17 protein-coding genes are annotated in these 18,148 nt (G+C 55.1%); 12 read left to right on the top strand and 5 right to left on the bottom strand.

Annotated features, from left to right (window positions below; all coding sequences use genetic code 11):
• Positions 1-292 precede the first annotated feature (292 nt).
• From HP564_RS03570 to HP564_RS03535, 8 genes are all read left to right on the top strand, one after another.
• Positions 293-1,252, top strand: coding sequence for a LysR family transcriptional regulator (locus HP564_RS03570; RefSeq protein ID WP_371240237.1), 960 nt, complete (start codon positions 293-295; stop codon positions 1,250-1,252).
• A gap of 356 nt (positions 1,253-1,608) precedes the next feature.
• Entirely contained in the window at positions 1,609-3,063 is a 1,455-nt protein-coding gene (locus tag HP564_RS03565; RefSeq protein WP_371240235.1) for an NAD(P)-binding domain-containing protein, read from the top strand.
• Positions 3,060-3,542: a CMD domain-containing protein gene (locus tag HP564_RS03560; RefSeq protein ID WP_371240233.1), complete on the top strand. Its 483-nt coding sequence runs from the start codon at positions 3,060-3,062 to the stop codon at positions 3,540-3,542. The genes HP564_RS03565 and HP564_RS03560 overlap by 4 nt, the downstream gene beginning before the upstream one ends.
• Positions 3,539-4,105, top strand: coding sequence for a peroxidase-related enzyme (locus HP564_RS03555; RefSeq protein ID WP_371240231.1), 567 nt, complete (start codon positions 3,539-3,541; stop codon positions 4,103-4,105). The genes HP564_RS03560 and HP564_RS03555 overlap by 4 nt, the downstream gene beginning before the upstream one ends.
• A gap of 12 nt (positions 4,106-4,117) precedes the next feature.
• The gene (locus HP564_RS03550; RefSeq protein WP_371240229.1) at positions 4,118-4,855 is read left to right on the top strand and encodes an amino acid ABC transporter ATP-binding protein; all 738 of its coding nucleotides are present in this window, start codon (positions 4,118-4,120) and stop codon (positions 4,853-4,855) included.
• 19 nt (positions 4,856-4,874) lie between these two features.
• Positions 4,875-5,690 (top strand): transporter substrate-binding domain-containing protein, encoded by an 816-nt coding sequence (locus HP564_RS03545; RefSeq protein WP_371240227.1) that lies wholly within the window; start codon positions 4,875-4,877, stop codon positions 5,688-5,690.
• Positions 5,691-5,769: 79 nt separating this feature from the next.
• A complete protein-coding gene (locus HP564_RS03540; protein ID WP_371240672.1) occupies positions 5,770-6,459 on the top strand; it encodes an amino acid ABC transporter permease in 690 nt (229 codons plus the stop codon).
• A 15-nt stretch (positions 6,460-6,474) separates the two neighbouring features.
• Entirely contained in the window at positions 6,475-7,167 is a 693-nt protein-coding gene (locus tag HP564_RS03535; protein WP_371240225.1) for an amino acid ABC transporter permease, read from the top strand.
• A 342-nt stretch (positions 7,168-7,509) separates the two neighbouring features.
• On the opposite strand, the gene HP564_RS03530 is transcribed toward HP564_RS03535, so the two are convergent.
• Positions 7,510-8,010 (bottom strand): hypothetical protein, encoded by a 501-nt coding sequence (locus tag HP564_RS03530; RefSeq protein WP_371240223.1) that lies wholly within the window; start codon positions 8,008-8,010, stop codon positions 7,510-7,512.
• Between the two features lie 533 nt (positions 8,011-8,543).
• Here HP564_RS03530 and HP564_RS03525 point away from each other — a divergent pair.
• From HP564_RS03525 to ampC, 3 genes are all read left to right on the top strand, one after another.
• Positions 8,544-9,035: a lysozyme inhibitor LprI family protein gene (locus tag HP564_RS03525; protein WP_371240221.1), complete on the top strand. Its 492-nt coding sequence runs from the start codon at positions 8,544-8,546 to the stop codon at positions 9,033-9,035.
• Positions 9,036-9,218: 183 nt separating this feature from the next.
• Entirely contained in the window at positions 9,219-9,557 is a 339-nt protein-coding gene (locus HP564_RS03520) for a cupin domain-containing protein (protein ID WP_371240219.1), read from the top strand.
• A gap of 274 nt (positions 9,558-9,831) precedes the next feature.
• Positions 9,832-11,001: a class C beta-lactamase gene (ampC, locus tag HP564_RS03515; RefSeq protein ID WP_371240217.1), complete on the top strand. Its 1,170-nt coding sequence runs from the start codon at positions 9,832-9,834 to the stop codon at positions 10,999-11,001.
• Positions 11,002-11,273: 272 nt separating this feature from the next.
• Here ampC and HP564_RS03510 read toward each other — a convergent pair whose 3' ends face one another.
• The 4 genes from HP564_RS03510 to HP564_RS03495 all read right to left on the bottom strand — a co-directional run bounded on the left by HP564_RS03510 (position 11,274) and on the right by HP564_RS03495 (position 16,290).
• On the bottom strand, positions 11,274-11,954 hold the full coding sequence (locus HP564_RS03510; protein ID WP_371240670.1) for a VIT family protein: 681 nt from the start codon (positions 11,952-11,954) through the stop codon (positions 11,274-11,276).
• A 214-nt stretch (positions 11,955-12,168) separates the two neighbouring features.
• On the bottom strand, positions 12,169-13,413 hold the full coding sequence (locus HP564_RS03505) for an aromatic amino acid transporter (RefSeq protein WP_371240215.1): 1,245 nt from the start codon (positions 13,411-13,413) through the stop codon (positions 12,169-12,171).
• A 722-nt stretch (positions 13,414-14,135) separates the two neighbouring features.
• Entirely contained in the window at positions 14,136-15,095 is a 960-nt protein-coding gene (locus tag HP564_RS03500) for a zinc-binding alcohol dehydrogenase family protein (RefSeq protein ID WP_371240213.1), read from the bottom strand.
• Positions 15,096-15,222: 127 nt separating this feature from the next.
• Positions 15,223-16,290 carry a mechanosensitive ion channel family protein gene (locus HP564_RS03495; RefSeq protein ID WP_371240668.1) on the bottom strand — a complete coding sequence of 356 codons (1,068 nt, stop codon included), beginning with the start codon at positions 16,288-16,290 and terminating at the stop codon, positions 15,223-15,225.
• A gap of 405 nt (positions 16,291-16,695) precedes the next feature.
• Between HP564_RS03495 and HP564_RS03490 the strand changes: the two genes are divergently transcribed.
• Positions 16,696-18,147, top strand: coding sequence for a flagellin (locus HP564_RS03490; protein ID WP_371240211.1), 1,452 nt, complete (start codon positions 16,696-16,698; stop codon positions 18,145-18,147).
• Position 18,148 lies beyond the last annotated feature (1 nt).

Below are 18,148 nucleotides of genomic sequence, written 5' to 3'. Positions count from 1 at the left end.
ATCTCCCCCTCTTCGCTGCAAGCGCTGAGATCGCCGGGGCTCTGACACGGCAGAGCCGGGTGAAAACCAGGCGTAAGTCCTGTCTTGTCTCGCTCCCGACAGCGCCGCGCGAGCCTGGTGGCCTGTCCGGCAGAGTGATCCTTTTAACACGCACTTACCGGCCTGAGTGAACGGCATAACCCCGTCAACGGCGTCCAGCACGCGATTTTTCTCACGGTGGCTAATTTACCCGACTCTCTCTATGATGGGTTTTTATCGGGAACGATCAACGATTTAGGGAATTTTGCTCGCGATGACTTTATTAAATGATCTCGATCTGCGTCAGCTGGAAGCTTTTTCAGCGGTAATCTCCGCGGGCAGCGTGACCGCAGCGGCTAAAGCGTTGAACCGCTCGCAGCCCGCTGTTTCCCGCCTGATTCAGGAGTTAGAGCAGTCGCTGGGCTATCCCCTGTTTATTCGCAATGGCCCACGCATTCATCCGTCAGAAGAGGCGTTACAGCTGCATCAGTATGTGCAAAAAGCGCTGCTTTCATTGCAGCAGATCCGCTTACGTGCACAGGAAATTGCGCATCAGCAGCATCGCCCCCTCAGCATTGCGGCTACGCCCGCGCTGGCGGCCGGATTGCTGCCACAGGCGCTGGCCGCGCTGAATCTGCAAAACAGAGTGCAAATCATCAGTGAATCGGCCGAACAGACGGCGCATGCGGTGATCACCGCAGAGGCTGATATCGGTGTATGCAGTTTGCCGCTGGAGCATCATGCGGTGGAGCTGCACTGGATTGGGCAGTCGCAGTGCGTGGTTGCGCTACCGGAAGATGATGAGCTGGCAGCACAGGATGCGCTGTCGCTGAGCCAGTTGGCCGGCCGCCGTTTGATTGCACCCTGGAGTCCGCAGCGCCTGCGAGGCCGCTATGAAAAAGCGTTAAAAAAGGTCAAAGCGCCGCTGCTGGAGACCATCGAGACCAACTCCTCGGCGAATATTCTGGGCTGCGTGCGGGCTGGATTAGGCGTGGCCATCCTCGAACCGGTTACAGGGTGGGGGATGCCGCTGGCAGGAGTAGCCATCCGTCCGCTTCAGGAAGACATTCCTTACTTTTTCGGCGTAATCACCCCACAAGGGCGCCAGATTACCAGCGCGGCGCAGGCGCTGGTAGAAGCACTGGCGGACGCCGCTGCGCAACTGCTGCCGGGGTTTGAACGGCTGACAGCCAGTGAGCATCCGCGCATTATGCGCATCATTAATCAGGATTGACGGCGGCGGGTAATAGACTCCTGCCTGAGCGAACCCTTTTCGTCTGCCGTCTTTGCAGTGGGGCGCCTGGCCATTCATCCGGACGCGACGTCTTTGCAATAATGCCTCTGTTTTCAGCGCTTATAACTTTTCCGGCATAAGATATAAGAAATCCATTGGTCAATTGCTGAGCGTTGTTCTTGACTCCGATCTGGCGCAAGAGGATTATGCGAAAACTTCGCTATTACTATGCGTATTTATGATTATTGTCCGCCTATTATGCATTATTACGATAATGAAGCGGACTGAACTATTGACGCATTTTAAACCGTTTTCGCTCGCTTTCCGGCGATCGCTGACACCAGGGAAATCGCTCTATGACGTATGCCGCCAAAGGTCTTGCTGCGCTGGAAGCTCAGCTTCAGCAGGACCTGGAGTTTCTCGAACTGCCCGCCAAATCCTGGGTACCGGAACGCACCTGTCAGGGTGCATCGGTACGCGATGTCGTGGTGATCGGTGCGGGTATGTGTGGTCTGGCCGCGCTCGCCAAATTACAGTTTACCGGCATCAACAATGTGATGGCCTATGACGCCGCGCCCGCAGGCCGTGAGGGGCCATGGATTACCTTTGCGCGCATGGAGACGCTGCGCTCGCCGAAGACGCTGCACGGCCCGGCACTGGGCCTGCCCCAGCTGACCTTCCGCGCGTGGTTCACGGCGCAGTGGGGCCAGGAAGCCTGGCAAGCGCTGGATAAAATCCCTAAAGCGCAGTGGATGGATTACCTGATCTGGTATCGCAAGGTGCTGAATCTGCCGGTACAAAACAACGTCCGTGTCAGCCATATCACCCAGGCCGAAGATCTCATTGCGCTCGATCTGGAGGGGGCGGAAACCGGCCGCGTCTACACACGCCGTCTGGTGCTGGCCACCGGGCGTTCAGGTCTGGGCGGTTTTGCCATACCCGATTTCCTGCAGGGCGTCGATCGCCAGTTCTGGGCGCATTCCGCCGATGAGATCGATTTTACGGCGTTGCAGGGCAAACGCGTGGCGGTGATTGGCGCAGGTGCGTCGTCAATGGATAACGCGGCTACCGCGCTGGAGCAGGGCGCAGCGGCGGTCGATCTGCTGATCCGTCGTAAAGAGATGCCGCGTATCAACAAGATGACCGGCATCGGCAGCCCGGGCGTGGTGCATGGCATGCATCAGCTGCCGGACGCATGGAAGTGGAAGTTTGTTGAATATACCGCTGCGACCCAAACGCCGCCGCCGCGTGCATCCACCCTGCGCGTCTCTCGTCATAGTAATGCGCGTTTTTTCCTCGATTGCGCCATCAACGCGGTCAGGGAGGAAGCCAATGGCCTGCTGATTGACACCACTCAGGGCGAGATGCGCTATGACTTCCTGATCGCTGCCACCGGCTTCACCAATGACTTCCACGGCCGCCCGGAGTTCGCTGCCATTGCTCCCCACATCCGTAGCTGGTTCGACGGTCGCTATCAGCCTGAAATGGGTAGCCCACGTCATAATCTGCTGGACGCGCCGGATCTGGGGCCTGCGTTTGAGTTCCGCGAACGGACGCCCGGTGCCTGTCCCGTGCTGGCCCATATCCACTGTTTCAACGATGCCGCAATGCTGACGCACGGCAAAGTCTCCGGCGATATTCCGGCAGTGAGCGCGGGTGCCGATCGTCTGGTACGCGGCATTGCTGCCTCACTGTTTGCTGAGGATGTCGAGCAGCACTACGCCAACTTACAGGCTTTTGACACCCCTGAATTGCAGGGCGATGAATGGGTGGATGCAACCCCGCGACTAAAACAGGAGAACGCGTTGTGAGCGACGCTATTGATCGAGCAGCCGGACTAACACCAGAAGAGGCGTTGTATCAGACACGCCGCCTGCGCCCTGAATTTGTAGAAGGCGCAGAAGCGTGCCGTCTTTCGGTGCTGACGCCGGAAGATGAACAGGGGTTACCTGCGGACTTGCGCGTGGCGCTGGCCCAGCGTATGGCAATGTTAAACCAGGATGCGCCGCTGCAACAGGCGTATCAGGCACAGCTGGCGACGTTAAACCCGTCGGAAGCGCTGCTGGCGCTGGCTGCCGGCGACGAGGTGAGCGAAGAGCCGCTGGCGACCATCGTTCGCCACGCTGACCTGGTGACGCAGCAGCCGATCAGGGCGACTGAACAGCACATTCGCCTGCTGGAGCAGGCGGGTTTAAGCAATCCGCAAATTGTTGCGCTCTCTGAACTGATCGCCTTTGTTAATTTCCAGACGCGCGTTGCGGCTGGCTTACGTTTGATGAGGTCCGCATGATTCCATCAGTTAATCTCAAGCCGCTGCACTGGCATCCCTATATCGCGCCGGTGGATGTTGAGCGGGCAACGCCTGCGCAGCTTGATGCGATGAAGGTGACGCCCTCTAACAAGAAAATTTCAGAGTACGTGCGAACGCTGGTACACGATCCAGAGAGCTACACCGCACGTACCGGATTGTTCAACGCCATCATGTATGTGGAAGGAGGGCTGGATCGTGCCGACCGTGAACTGGGTGCGCTCGGTGCATCTGTGGTTAACGGTTGCCGCTACTGTGCGGTGGTGCATGCGCGCCGTCATGTGCAGCTGGCCGACAGCGACGCCGTGGTCAGTGCCGTCTATTTCGACAGAGCGGATGCGTTAGGTGAACGCGACGCGGCGATCTATCACTTTGCCCGTCGTTTATCGGTGACACCTTCGGAAGCCCTGCCGGAAGACATTGCCGCGCTGCGCGCCGTCGGTATGAACGATCAGGAGATTATCGATCTGATCCACGCTATCGCCATCTTTGGCTGGGCCAACCGTCTGATGCATGTGCTTGGCTATGCCGATCTGCATAAATAAGGACTGCACCGGATGTTAGAACTGAACAATATTACGCTCGCTTACGGCAGCAATCCCATTTTGAGAGGCGTCGATCTGTCGGTGAAACGCGGCGATGTGGTGTCAATTATCGGGCCAAGCGGTACCGGGAAAACCACCCTGCTGCGCTGCATCAACTATCTGGCGAAGCCGTCAGCCGGGACGATTCAGCTCGATCAGATCCGCATGGATTATCAGTCACCCGACAAAGCGGCAATTCAGGCAATCCGCCTGCGCACCGCCATGGTCTTTCAGCAGTTTAACGTGTTTAAAAACATGACGGTGCTGGAAAACGTGATGGATCCGCTGCTGGTGATTCAGCGTAAAACCAGACAGCAAGCGCGTGACATCGCGGTGCAGGAGCTGGAGCGCGTCGGCCTGGGCGCCAGGCTCGATCACTATCCGTCACAGTTATCCGGCGGCCAGCTACAGCGTACCGGCATCGCCCGTGCGCTGGCCGTGCGTCCGGAGGTGATGCTGTTTGATGAACCGACCTCATCGCTCGATCCTGAACTGGTAGGCGAAGTACTTAAAGTGATTAAAGATGTGGCCTCATCCGGCATTACCTCGCTGCTGGTGACGCACGAAATGCAGTTTGCGAAAAGCATTTCGAATCGAATCGTGTTTATGGATCAGGGAGTGGTAGCGGCTCAGGGGACGCCAGCAGAGATGTTTGATAACCCTGCGCTGCCGCGCCTTGCCCAGTTCCTCAACTCAGAAAAAGCATTCTAAAATAAAAGGAATCAAAGACATGCCTGCAATCAAAACGATATTACGCCGCCTGGCCGCGCCGGGCATCATCGCGCTGGCCCTGTTCAGCGGCAATAGCGTCGCTGACGCCGTACGCACCATTAAAATTGCCACCGCAGCAGAATCCAAACCGCTGTCATGGGGTGCGATTGGTCATGAGCCGCAGGGTTACGAGCCGGACGTGCTGAGAGCCATCAACGCCAGACTGCCCCAGTACAAATTTGTGATGGAAGGCGCGGCTGATATCGCGCAGGAAACCGGCCTGGTGACCGGCAAATATGACATGGCGACAGGCGGATATTATAAAGCGCCTGCGCGCAGTAAACAGTTCCTGATCCCGGATGCACCTGTTGGTGCCAGCCTGATGAAAATCTATAGCCGCAGCGACAGCCAAATCAACAGCATGAAAGATCTGGTGGGTAAGAATATCGTGCCGGTAACCGCAGGCGGCGGCGTCTATAAGTTCGTCACCCAGTGGCAGCAGGATAACCCGAACGACAAGATCACCATCAAAGCATCCAGCGCCGGTGTGCCTTACCCGGATCGCCTGAAAGAAGTACAGAACGGTAAATATGACGCACTGATCCTGCCTTCAAATCTGGGTGAACAGACGGTCATCGACAACCAGAAGCTGGCAATTAAAGCCAGCGAGCCGGTGGCAATCAACAACACCTACGTGTTGATCCACCGTTCTGCCGAGAATCAGGCGCTTAGTGATGACATCAACACATCCCTGCAAGCGCTGAAGGCGGACGGCACGCTGGATAAGCTGTCGCAGAAATGGTTTGGCGAAGATGTGACGAAGTACATGAAGTAACAGATTCACTGCGCCCGGCGTTGAGCCGGGCGCATGCTGTCCCTTTTAGCAGGAGTGTTTCACCGTGAATCTATCCTCCATGATTCCAGAACTGCTGTCGGCGCTGCCTTTGACGCTCGGCATTATGTTTGTGGCGATGATTGTCGGGTTCTTTCTGGCGCTCATCGCGACGTTTTTCCGCGTGCGCCGTATTCCCGTGATTAGCCAGCTGGCCGATCTTTATGTTTCTTACGCGCGCAGCGTGCCCGTGGTGCTGCAGCTCTTTGTTGCTTTTTACGGCATGCCTCTGATTACCGATCACATTGGCTTTGGTGACGTCTTTTCGGCCAACGTGGCGGCGATGATCGGCCTGAGCCTCTATCACGGCGGTTATCTGTCGGAAGTGATACGTCCGGCCTACCTTGCGGTTGAGCGCGGTCAGCACGACGCCACCGAAAGTCTTGGCTACAGTTTCCGCCAGAAAATGCTGCGCGTCATTGGTCCACAGGCGCTGCACTATGCGCTACCGGGCTACGGTAATGCCATTATCTATCTGATACATAACGTGGCGCTGGTGATGTACATCGGGGCAGCAGATGTGATGGCGACTGCGCACCTGATCATGGAACGCGACTACAACCAGTATCAGTTTGGCACTTATCTGGTGCTGGCCGTGCTCTATTCCCTGCTGTGCGGGGTGGCGTGGCTGGTTATCCGCCTCTTTGAACAACGTCATGCGAAGTACAGCTCGAAGTCTGCGCCGCGCGTGAAGTTGACCACCAGTGTCTGAGTAAGGGAGAAAACCATGTTTGATGCGGAGGTTTTACTGCCGGACTTCTGGAGCATTCTTGATGCTGTGCCGGTAACGCTGCTGATGGCGGTGACGATCTTTATCTGTTCGACGCTGTTGGGCGGGCTGTTTGCGTTTATTGAGCATCGTCGCATGCCGGTGCTGCGCCAGTTGGTTATCGCTTACAAAATCGCTTTCAAAGGCGTCCCCATGGTCGTGGTCATTTTCCTCGCCTATTATGGCCTGCCACCGGCGCTGCACGTCGTTGCCACGCTGTTTGGCGTGGAGGTGAATGCCCACTCATTGCCGAACTGGGTGATCATTATTGTGGCGCTGAGTGCCTGCGTAGCGGCATTCCAGGCTGAAGTCTGGAAGGGGGCGCTGAACTCGTTTGACAGCGGACAATCAGATGCTGCCTTGTCGCTTGGCTACAGCGGAGGACAACTGTTTCGTCGGGTGATGTTCCCGCAGATTATCGTGGCGGCCATCCCCGATCTGGCAAACGCTTTTATGGTGATCATGAAAGCCCTGTCGCTGGCGTTCGCCATTGAAGTGGTTGATATCTTTGCTCAGGCACAATTAACAGCAGCGCTGAACTTTTACTATCTGGAAGCTTTCCTGATTGCGGCCGTGTTCTATATGGTGATTGCCTACATCGTCACCAGGATTGCCGACAAGATTGAGGCAGCATTGCGCGTGCGCACCTGATGATCATCGCACGGGAATAAGAGAGCAGCCTGAAGCTGCTAACCGCGATCCCGCCAGGATGCTGGCGGTACCCAAATCCGGAAACGTGCTGTTTCCGGATTTTTTTATGCCGCTCCGTCAGCCCCAAGAGATCGTCGCTTGCAACGATGTTCAGGGCGTTTTTTTCACCGGCTGGCGTTAAAAGGGAAACCGTTCAGGCAGGAGGGTAACCGACAGGGGTGACAGAGAGAAGAAAAGCGGCAGAGCAATGTTTTCCTGTTCACCGTGCGCTGCCGGGGTGGAATAGCGTCTGAGCGTTGAACATCTCCTTCAGGCGAGAAAAGGAGTCTCGCGTTCATCTTTTCATACTTGCCTGAGGAACTGCTGTATCTCGTCACGGCTGGCCAGCCTTATCTGACTTTCGGGGGTAAATTTTGAAAACACAGCGAGATGACCCTGATAGCTGCTCGATCCCGTTCGTTTTTCATATAACGCTGCCCATTCCAGCAACGCTGCAAAATCGGCAGCCGTTCCCATATTTCTCATTCCACGGGCGTGGATGTTTTCAACACACTCCTCTGGCTCAGGAGTCAGCCAGATAATATGTGACGCGCAGTGTGCAATGTGATCGGCAATCCAGCCATAGACGCCTTCTATGATCCAGCGATCCTGGCGAGCTATCTCCCGCACATCATGAAGCACACGCGTTCGTTCCCGGGCCTGGCTATATCCCCCCGGTTCCCAGCAGAGCGTGTCCAAATCTGTCACAGGTAGCTGTTTACATTGAGATAAACGCGCTGCCAGCCAGCTTTTGCCAGAGCCGCTGTTTCCAGTGATCAGTACACGCTGTAACGTCTTTTTCATGCTCAGTGCCGGGGAGTAAGTGATAGCCAGTAGCAGATGATACGTAAAAATGACCTGGCCAGCTTTTCTTTTGCCAACATCAGCGCGTTATTAATCAAGGGCAATGCCTTTCAGCAACTGGCCATCCAGTTATTTTTCGATTCACTGCGACGTGCTACCAGTTGTTTCCTGCTTCATAGCGACAGCCCGTTCGTAACCGCCGCGAGTAAAAGGGCAGTTCGGTGCCCCCTGTCGGAGCCAGGGATACCGCGACGTCAGGCATTCATCGGGGCGTTCGTTCCCGGGGGCAGTCTGCCTGGCTAAAACGGTTAACGTCCGCTATTCGCGAAAAGTGAACTAGCACCCTGGCGGTGCCTGCTTTAGGCGAGCAGTAACCTTTTGCGCGGGCTTTTAAGACCGATGATGTTATGGCTGACATAGCTGGTGCTTCAGCAACCAGCAGCAGATGATGACGCAATCTCGTTCTGAAGTGTGTTTTTTGTCTTCAGGCTGGATTATTGTTAGCTGACCTGTAACTACCGATAAATTTTGCCATGACTCCACGACGCAGTTGCCTTATAACGCTCATTTTTTTAGCAGGATACGTTCTGCCCGGTCATGCCGACGACGCGCTGCCCGACAGCGTGCTGAGTGAGAATAGCGAAACGTTTGAGATAGCCTGTCCTGGCAATCCCCAGCAGACGACGATAGATATGAATAACTGCATGGGGACCAAACTCGATGCCGTTAAGTCAGTGGAAGCGAAATATGTAAATGCCGCCCGGCAGTTTATTTCGGAAGCGCAAGATAGCGAGACCCTGAAAGCCTTTGAGGCAGAAAACCAGGCGTGGGACGCCTTGATTGATAAGGCGTCACAGGCTACCGGCGTAAAATGGCGAGAAGGCACCATTCGTGGAGTTTTAGCGGCCGATCGTAGATTAGTTCTGACTGAAATGCGGATCCATAACCAGTGGCAGAACTGGCTGCGCTATGAAGATTCCACTCCGCCGGTGCTGCCGGAACCCCTTTTCAAACACGTCGAATAAGGTATGCGGAAGCGGTGCAGCAGGCAGGCGTCCATCAGTATTGCATTATCACGGCTGCACAGATGAAATCTGACCATTCAGCGTCGCAATCAAATAATGAATGAGCGCCTCTGTGAGGGATAAAGATTTCAGACGCCGATCTTTCAGAGGCGCAAGGCGTCACAGGCACAGAGGAGCAGGACAATGATTTCAAAGAATAATGCAGAGCATTATGTCTGGGGCGAAAATTGCGACGGCTGGTATCTGGTAAACCGTCAGGATATGCTTGTTATTCATGAGAAAATGCCTCCAGGCACCGCTGAAAAGCGACACTGGCACTCCGTCGCCAGGCAGTTTTTCTTTGTGCTTGATGGCGTACTTTCAATGGAATTAGACGGTGAGGTACACGCTATCAGCGCATCACAGGGGCTGGAAATTCCGCCGGGGTCGACGCATCAGGCCAGAAATGATACCGGGTCTCCCGTTGAGTTTATTGTGATCTCGCATCCCACGACGCGCGGGGATCGCTCTGACACGCCTTAGTTCTGCTGACCTCCTCTTATTCACGGCTCAGATCGGGCAGTATGCGAGACAAACGCGTTCATCAGCGGCTTCATTGCGCATGCTGAGCCGACTGCGGATGTAGAAGCACGTAAGGCGTCAGGTGGAAAAGAGCGGCGCATCCGGTTCTTGCTGAAGGTGTTGCCGGTGGTCTTCACGCCATGTGGTTGATTACTGATGGTATCTAAAAGGTGTGACAGAGAAGCTTCGTAACAGGGGCAGTCTCCTGTTTTTCTATAACAAAGGGTAGATCGCTATGAAAACTAACCTTGCCGTATGGTGTGTTATTGCTGCCCTGCCGATGACCTTTTCAGCCTGTGCTGCGCAAAAACTCATTTCTGACAGTGAAATAAAGCGCATTGTCGACCGCAACATTCATCTGCTGATGGAAAAAGAAACGATTCCGGGAATGTCGGTAGGCGTCATCTGCAACGGAACGGCGCATACCTTCAGCTATGGTCAGGCGGATCTACAATCGCATCTGCCCGTTACCGAAAATACCCTTTTTGAACTGGGTTCTGTGAGTAAAACGTTTACCGGTCTGGCTGGCGGCTATGCTCTAGTTCAGGGGATTGCCGACCTGAACGAGCCGGTGCGCAGCTACTGGCCGGCACTGCCGTTCATTCCCTGGCAGCAAATTCGACTACTGCATCTTGTCACGTATACTGCGGGTGGTCTTCCTCTTCAGCTGCCTGATTCAGTAAGCGACGAGCGCGCTCTGCAAACCTATTACCAGACCTGGCAACCTGAATTTGCTCCTGGAACCGTCAGGGCTTACTCCAATGCCAGTATCGGTTTAGCTGGAAAGCTGATGGTTGAAAGGAGCGGTCTGACATTTGAACACTATCTGACACGGTATATCCTCAGACCACTCAGGCTGGAGCATACTTTTATTCGCGTTCCCTCCGCTGAGGAAAAAAATTATGCGTGGGGTTACAGAAAAGGCGAACCGGTGAGAGTCTCTCCCGGTATGCTGGATGCGGAGGCATACGGCGTCAAATCAACGGTCAAAGATATGAACCGCTACCTCCAGGCCAATATGCAACCGGCAGGTTTGAATAATATGCCCTTACTGACACAGGCTATAGAGAAGGCACAAACCCGCTATTTTCTGACCAATGGCGTCTACCAGGGACTCGGCTGGGAGATCTATAACTGGCCTGTCGATCCGCAAACGATCATTAACGATAGTCGCAACGACGTTGCCCTGAAACCTCATAAAACCCAGGCGCTGGATCCGGCTCAGCCGCCATCCTCCGCTTCGTGGGTGCATAAAACGGGCTCCACCAATGGATTTGGCGCTTATATTGCGTTTATACCGGAGAAGGGGGTAGGCATTGTGATGCTGGCTAACAAAAGTTATCCGAATCCGGCCCGTGTGGAAACGGCTTACAGGATCATCAGTCAGCTGACACGACAACAATAAGCCTGCTGCGTCAGGCTCCACATCAGGCGTCCGGGTACGCTGTGACGGATAGGTTTGCGATCAAAACATCCGGCCATAACCCTGACTGGCCGCAAAAGGGCATACCGGGGCACTGCCGCATTTTCTCTTGCGCCCCCGCAGCCCTTGCCTGCGCACCTGCTCATAATGTGAGGGATCATCATTATTGATAGCCCTGTACATTGCGCGTGAGGCGCCTGGCCACCCCGTTGGCCAGGTCGCTGACATACCCTCTCATCCGCCAGGACAGAGGCTCAGCCAGCCAGATGGCCAAAAAGGGTTCCCGTTAAGCCGGATAACGCCATGGCCAGACTGCTCCAGAAGCTGACGCGGATCATGCTGCGCATCACGGGCGCCCCCCCCGCCCGGGCCGCTACCGCACCCAGAATAACCAGAGCCAGCAGAGCCGCGATAACAATCCCGGCTATGCCGGGAAGCGCTATAGCGGCAACAAAGGGAATGACAGCGCCAAGGGCAAAACTGCCCGCTGAAAACAGCGCTGCCTGAAAAGGACGTGCGCTTGAGGTATCGGAGATCCCCAGTTCATCACGCGTATGGGCATCCAGCGCATCATGCTTCATCAATGCGGTAGCAACCTCATGCGCCAACTGCCGGTTCAGGCCTCTTTGTACATAAATGGCGGCCAGCTCGTGCGTTTCCGCCTGATAGTTGTTTTCCAGTTCAGCCTGCTCTTCCGCGATGGCAGCGCGCTCAGTGTCCGCCTGTGATGAAACAGAAACGTACTCCCCCGTAGCCATGGACATCGCGCCCGCCACCATGCCCGCCACGCCCGCCAGAAGAATGCCGTGAGACGAACTGTTCGCGGCTGCTACGCCGGTAAGAAGGCTGGCAGTAGAAACTATCCCATCATTAGCGCCTAACACCGCTGCGCGCAGCCTGCCAGAACGTGAAATTTTATGCGTTTCTCCGTGGATCACGCTTCTTCTCCTCAGGGGTAACAGATGTTCCGGCGATTTGTTAGCCAGCCCTCATTATAATCACATTATGCGGGGCGAAATTCACTGCAACAAAGCGATGCACCACGCTCATTGCGCTGTGTGCATCACAACAGATTTCAATGACGGTCGTCTCTGGCACCATCAGCGACTCGGTAAAGCGACTGACGGGGCCATCAATGCGCGCTGCTGGCTAAAATACAGGCAATAAGTGAAATTCACTGAGCGTCCATGACAGAATATTCAGAACGGCGAATAGCATGACCATGCCCAGCTGCAGCCCATCCCACCGACCGTGTTGATAGCCTGAACAGGGACGCGACCGCATTTTTCGATGCAGCAGCCCAGGCACAATGACCGCCCAAAGTGTGGCAATTAACCCGGCATAACCAATTGCCGCGACAAAGCCATCCGGAAAGCGCAGAGAGAGACACAATGGCGGCAGGAACGTAAGCGCAGTGGCTTTGAGGCGGCCCGTTCGGGTGGTGGGAAGAGAGAGACGGTCGCTGATGTAATCCACCAGGCCCGCCGTTACCCCCACAAACGAGCTGATGACGGCAAAATGTGAAAATACAGAGAATAACAGCGAGAGTCCTGGCGTGTGACCCTGCAGCTTAAATGCGTGCATCAGCGCGGCAATGTCTCCACCTTCCCGGGCAATTTCCGGAAAGGAGGAACGGGGAAGGTTACCCATGGTGCAGAGCATCCAGAAAAGATAGATAACCAGTGCCATTGCCGTGCCTGCGCACAGGCATCGTTTCACGCGTCGATGATCGCCGTTGTAGTAGCTAATCAGCCCAGAAATATTTCCGTGATAGCCGAACGACGCGAGGCAGAACGGCACGATGCCAAGGATATAGGGCCAGTAGGCGGTGACAGAATGTTGACTGTCCAGCAGGTAGTCGACCCTGACTGTGGTAAATAATCCCCCAAACAGGGAGAGCAACAGAATAATCTTGGTAATAAGCAGAACCGACATGATCCGGCCGATGCTGCCGGTGCCTAACCAGACAATAGCGGCCACGATGCCAGTCAATATCACTTTGGCTTCTGACGATGAAACGTCTGTGCCGGTTAGCTGACTCAGGGAGTGTTCATATACGGGCCCGGTCGCTGAGATATAGGCATAGGTCAAAATGCCCAGCACAAAAATAAGGCTCAGGCCATTTGCCTCTGCCCAGCCGCGGCCCAGGACATCACGAACGATTTTGTCATAGCCGGTGTCCAGAGGATAATGCTGACTTACGCGGTGAAACATCAGGCCGCTGATCAACATACATATCCAGCTAAAAGCCAGTACCAGCAATGACCAGCCAAACCATGCGCCTGCCATCACCACGGGCAGAATGAACATTCCTGCACCTACAACCGTGCCGCAAATGATGGTTGCCCCCCAAAATACCGAGGGAGAACGCCTCGAAATGGCTATATCTGACATATGGGTTTCCTGAAGAGAAAAATTTAGCGCTGAAGAATAGCCTTTCTGACGGGGGCATGGCTAATTAACTCAGGCCTCTTTTGGGTCGCCCAGTTAAAAAATAAACGCACTGTTTGGGAAATAGCCGCAGCGATATGCCGCCGTCGTCTGTTTATGATTCAGGGCAAGATCGTCAGACTTTTCGCTCACCGGCACAGAGATGACTCAGGTGGCGATAGCCAGGGGAAGGCTGTTTTGTGCAGGTTGCGTCAGAGGGGATTGTTTGTGTTGTTCAGAGTAAATACCACAGCCATAAAACGCAGAGCAGAACACCGCGCGGAAAGGGCTGGAAATTCTGATAAGTAACCGCGTTCTGCAACGCTACAGATATCAGCCCTCTCAAATTTCAGGTCGAAACAGACGCTGTGCCAGCCGCGCATAACGCTTTCAGAGCGGTGAAAACCATCTTCCTTCGTTACCCTGTCACCGACCGGCCGAAAACACACCCGAAAATACTCACCAGCGTTATCCTCTGCCTCATTGTTGTCCAGCGATGCCAGAGTCAATTCGTCGGCCGTCGGTTCGCTACACCGCCTGGCTGGCAGATAAGGATACCCGACGGAAAAAGTGCTCCTGAGCGCCAGCCATCCGGCAAGGGTAACGACTGGCGGCGCGGCCACGCTGCTGGCTTTCGCGCCGACGGGAACGCCTGGCGAGTATAAAAATGAGATTGCAAAGGGGCTTCAGGGCCTGATAACAATGCGGCCAAAGGGGGTTGCCGTCTCCGCGTACTCGTGAGCAGCGGCAGCCTCAGCCAGAGGAAAGCGGCGATCGATAACGACTCTCAGGCGGCCTGCGGCGGCAGCCTGCAACATCTCTTCAATGTGTGACCGGAGCGCAGGCTTCTCAAACAGCGGCCCCATAAATACGCCCATCAGCGTCTGGTTAGCCTGCATTGCCTGCCACAGATCGACGGTCAGGCCGCTGCCGCCAGCATTACCGACAAAAACAAGGCGGCCCTCCGGCGCGAGGGCTGCAAGCGAAACAGGCAGCGTCGTCCCGACAGGATCGATGACAAGGTCAACGCCGACGCCCTGGGTCAATTGCCTGACGCTCTCCAGCACATCATTATCTTTACGATCAATCACATAGTCAGCACCCAATTCAGGCAGTCGTTTTAAGCGCTCGGCTCCGCTTGCCACGGCGATCACCGTCGCGCCTGCCTGAGCAGCAAGCTGAACCGCGGCAAGTCCCACACCGCCCGCTGCCGCCTGGATAAGCACGGTTTCTCCGGGCTGAAGCCTGCCGCGTGCGAACAGGCAGTGGTGCGCAGTGCCAAAAGCGATCGGTAACACCGCTGCTGCCTCCGCCTCCATGCCTGTGGGTACCCGCCATGTTCTGCTCGCCGGCACCGCCCAATACTCCGCATGCGATCCCCGCATGTCGAATGCAGCCACTCTGTCGCCAACCCTGCGGTGATGAACGTTTGAGCCGACCGCCACAATCGTGCCCGCGGCGGCATAACCAACGATCCAGCAGGGACGAGGCGGCGGGGTGGAGCGACGGTTAATCAGATCGCCCCCTTCAAGCGAAATCGCCTCGACAGAAATCAGCACCTCATCAGGTCCCGTGGCCGGAACGGGTAGATCGACATACTTCAGGACGCCGGGCGCGCCTTCAACGTCATAAACCGCAGCTTTCATTTTCTCTCCCGCATTGCTCAGACATGAGCATCTGTATTATCGCTTTCTGGTTCAGGTGTCATTGTTGGCCGTATGAGTCAGGTGCAAAGCAGCGCAGACAGACAGCCTGGGCGCTTTCTCCAGACAGTTATTCTCTCTCGTCTTCGGTTAACGATGCCCGCACGCGAGGCAGGCCCTGAGGATAGTTTTGCTGAATAAACTCGATCATCTTTTCCCGCACGTAGCAGCGTAAATCCCACGCGGTAGGGGAGTTCTGTGCGGTCATCAGCAACCTGATGGTCATGGTTTTTTCAGTGGTATCGGTAACCTGCAGCACCTGAGTTTCCCGATCCCAGAGTCGGGTTTCGCTGAGCACTTTTTCAAAGTGCTGACGCAGCGGCTCCAGGGGCATTGAATAATCGAGGTAGAGAAACACAGAGCCTAAAATCTGAGCGTTGTTGCGCGTCCAGTTCTGGAAGGGATTCTCAGTGAAATAGGTAATAGGTAATACCAGCCGGCGCAGATCCCAGAGGCGTACCACTACATAGGTCAGGTTTATCTCCTCAATCCAGCCCCACTCTTTTTCCACTACGACTGCATCATCAATTTTAATTGGTTGCGTAAAGGCTATCTGGATACCGGCAAATAAGTTAACGAGCGACTTTTGCAGCGCAAAGCCAATGATAATCCCGGCGACCCCGGCACCTGCCAGAATGGTGGTACCAAATCTGCGAACGCCAGGAAAACTGATAAGGATCAGCGACAGGCAGAGCGTTACCAGCACCACAATCGCCACTTTTCGGACATACATTATCTGCGTGCGTATTTTACGCGCGCGAAGATTATTGGAAATATTAATATCGTAGCGAATAAAGAGCATATCCTGTGCCACGTTGATTAATCTGATCAGAACGGAGCAAAAGGACAAGATAATAAATATATTGCATGTGGTGGTAATAAACCCAAGCGAGTGCGGTTCAATATTGACATAGTTAATCCCCAGATTGATGAGCAGTAAGGGGATAAAAAGAAACATCGATCCACGCAGATGCTTTTCAAGCGATTTAAACAGTTTTCTGTCCCGACCCTGCCAGTAGCGGATAAATTGCAGCAGGATAAAACGCGTCAGGAAACCCAGTGCGAGGGAGAGCGTGACGAGCAATACAGCAGGCACCCATGCTGGAGCGCCAGATAACTCACCAAATATCAACGGCATCATTTTCCCTTCTGTGTAGCGGACAACATCGTTGTCAGACAAGTCAGTTATCACTTTTCTCAGGCTATGACTTATCACCTGACCAAAACCAATGAGTATATGAAACCACAGAGAAAACGACCGATTCTGCGCATAAGAAATATCTGTTATTCAGGCACGACAGCGGGTGCACAGGCTGGCCGGATGAGGTTTGCAGCTTGCGGATTCTGGGCCTGTGAAAAAGAGAGGCGCGTGACAGTGAGTCGCTCGCCGCCTCCGGCTGAATTTTATTACCTTGTAAAGCAATGCCCAATCAGTAACTTAACCAGGCCGTGTGCGTCATGACCGCCATTTTCCGCGGATACGCCTCAAGCCCCCTCCATCCGTGCCGATAAATCAGACAGTTTCATCAGGTACGAAGCGGCTATGTTATCAATTAACACCAATCACTCCGCCGCACTGGCTAAGCAAGCGATGAATAACAGCGCATCAGTGCTGGGCGAGGTTATCGAACGTCTTTCGTCGGGTTCGCGGATTAACAGCGCAAAGGAGGATGCCGCAGGGCAAGCCATCTCCAATCGCATGACGGCGAACATCAATGCTGACAGCGTGGTCTCACGGGGGTTGAGCGACGCCATCAGCTATGCGCAGACCGCAGAAGGAAGCCTGGCTACCGTCAGCGATTTATTGATCCAGGCAAAAACGCTGTCGGTTCAGGCCGCTAACGGTACCCTGTCGGATGCTGACCGTGCCAGCGTTAACCAGGCGTATCAGCAGATCCTGGCGGGTATCCGCGATATTTCTGAACAAACAGAAATTTTCGGCCAGTATCCGCTGGCAACCGACGATCCTGATTTGCCGCCAGCGCGGTTAGGCAACGTGCAACCGATCAAAAACCGATTTCCGGTGGCAGGGCAATATTACACCTTTACCTCGGGTATTGTGCCGTTGGCCTATATTCCTGCGGGCGCAACCAATATCACTATTACCATCGACTCGTTGAGCCAGGATGATGACGTGCAGCTATTTACGCGCGATGGCAAACATCTGGCGGGAACACCGGTTGACGGCAGCGATCCCGATTATACCTGGGCCAGCAAGGGCATTACCGACGACGCCAGTGCGACGGCGCGCCTGCTGACCAGCGGCAACGGTTTTTCCACCGGTGCCACCTATGATGATTCTCAACTGCTTCAGGGCGGGGCAAGCTGGGCGCTGAGCGGCAGTGCGACAGAAACCTACAACGGTATGACCCTGGCCTACAGCGGCGACGGTGACCGATATGAAGACACCTCCACCGGGGACAACAACAACGGCACTATCCGGAATAATCCTCTTGAGCAGATTCATCTTGATAAGGTCACGGAGGATCTGATTGTGGTGGTGGTCGGTAACGGTTCCTTTACCAGCAAGCTGACCTGGGGCACGCTGCCTGAGCCAGAGGCCGCGCCAGCGGTGCCGCCGAAGCAGAGCCGGCCGTTTGACGTGGTGACCAGCGCCGACTTCGGGCAGCAGATGCAAACCGATACGCTGGCACCCACGCCCACCGATCTTAAAACGCTGGGCCTTAAAAATACGACGCTGTTAAACGATGGCGATGTCTCCGTCACCATGAAAGCCCTGGATGCGGCGCTTAACAAGGTCAGTGGCTATCGATCTCATTACGGATCAAAGATCAACCGTTATGAGTCGAATAAAGCGGTGCTGGCGCAGCAGAGCGTCGATACGCAGAGTGCACGGAGCCGCATTCAGGATGCGGATTACGCCCAGGAGGCAAGTCGCCTGGCCAGAACGCAGATCCTGCAACAGGGTCAGGGCGCCGTAATGAAAATTGCCAGTCAGTCACCAGAGGCGGTGCTGGCTCTGCTGCGCGGCTAAC

Origin of the sequence: Pantoea sp. KPR_PJ (assembly GCF_041386365.1) — a bacterium.
In the GTDB taxonomy this organism is placed as follows: Bacteria; Pseudomonadota; Gammaproteobacteria; order Enterobacterales; family Enterobacteriaceae; genus Pantoea.
This window is presented reverse-complemented; position numbering and strand designations above follow the sequence as displayed.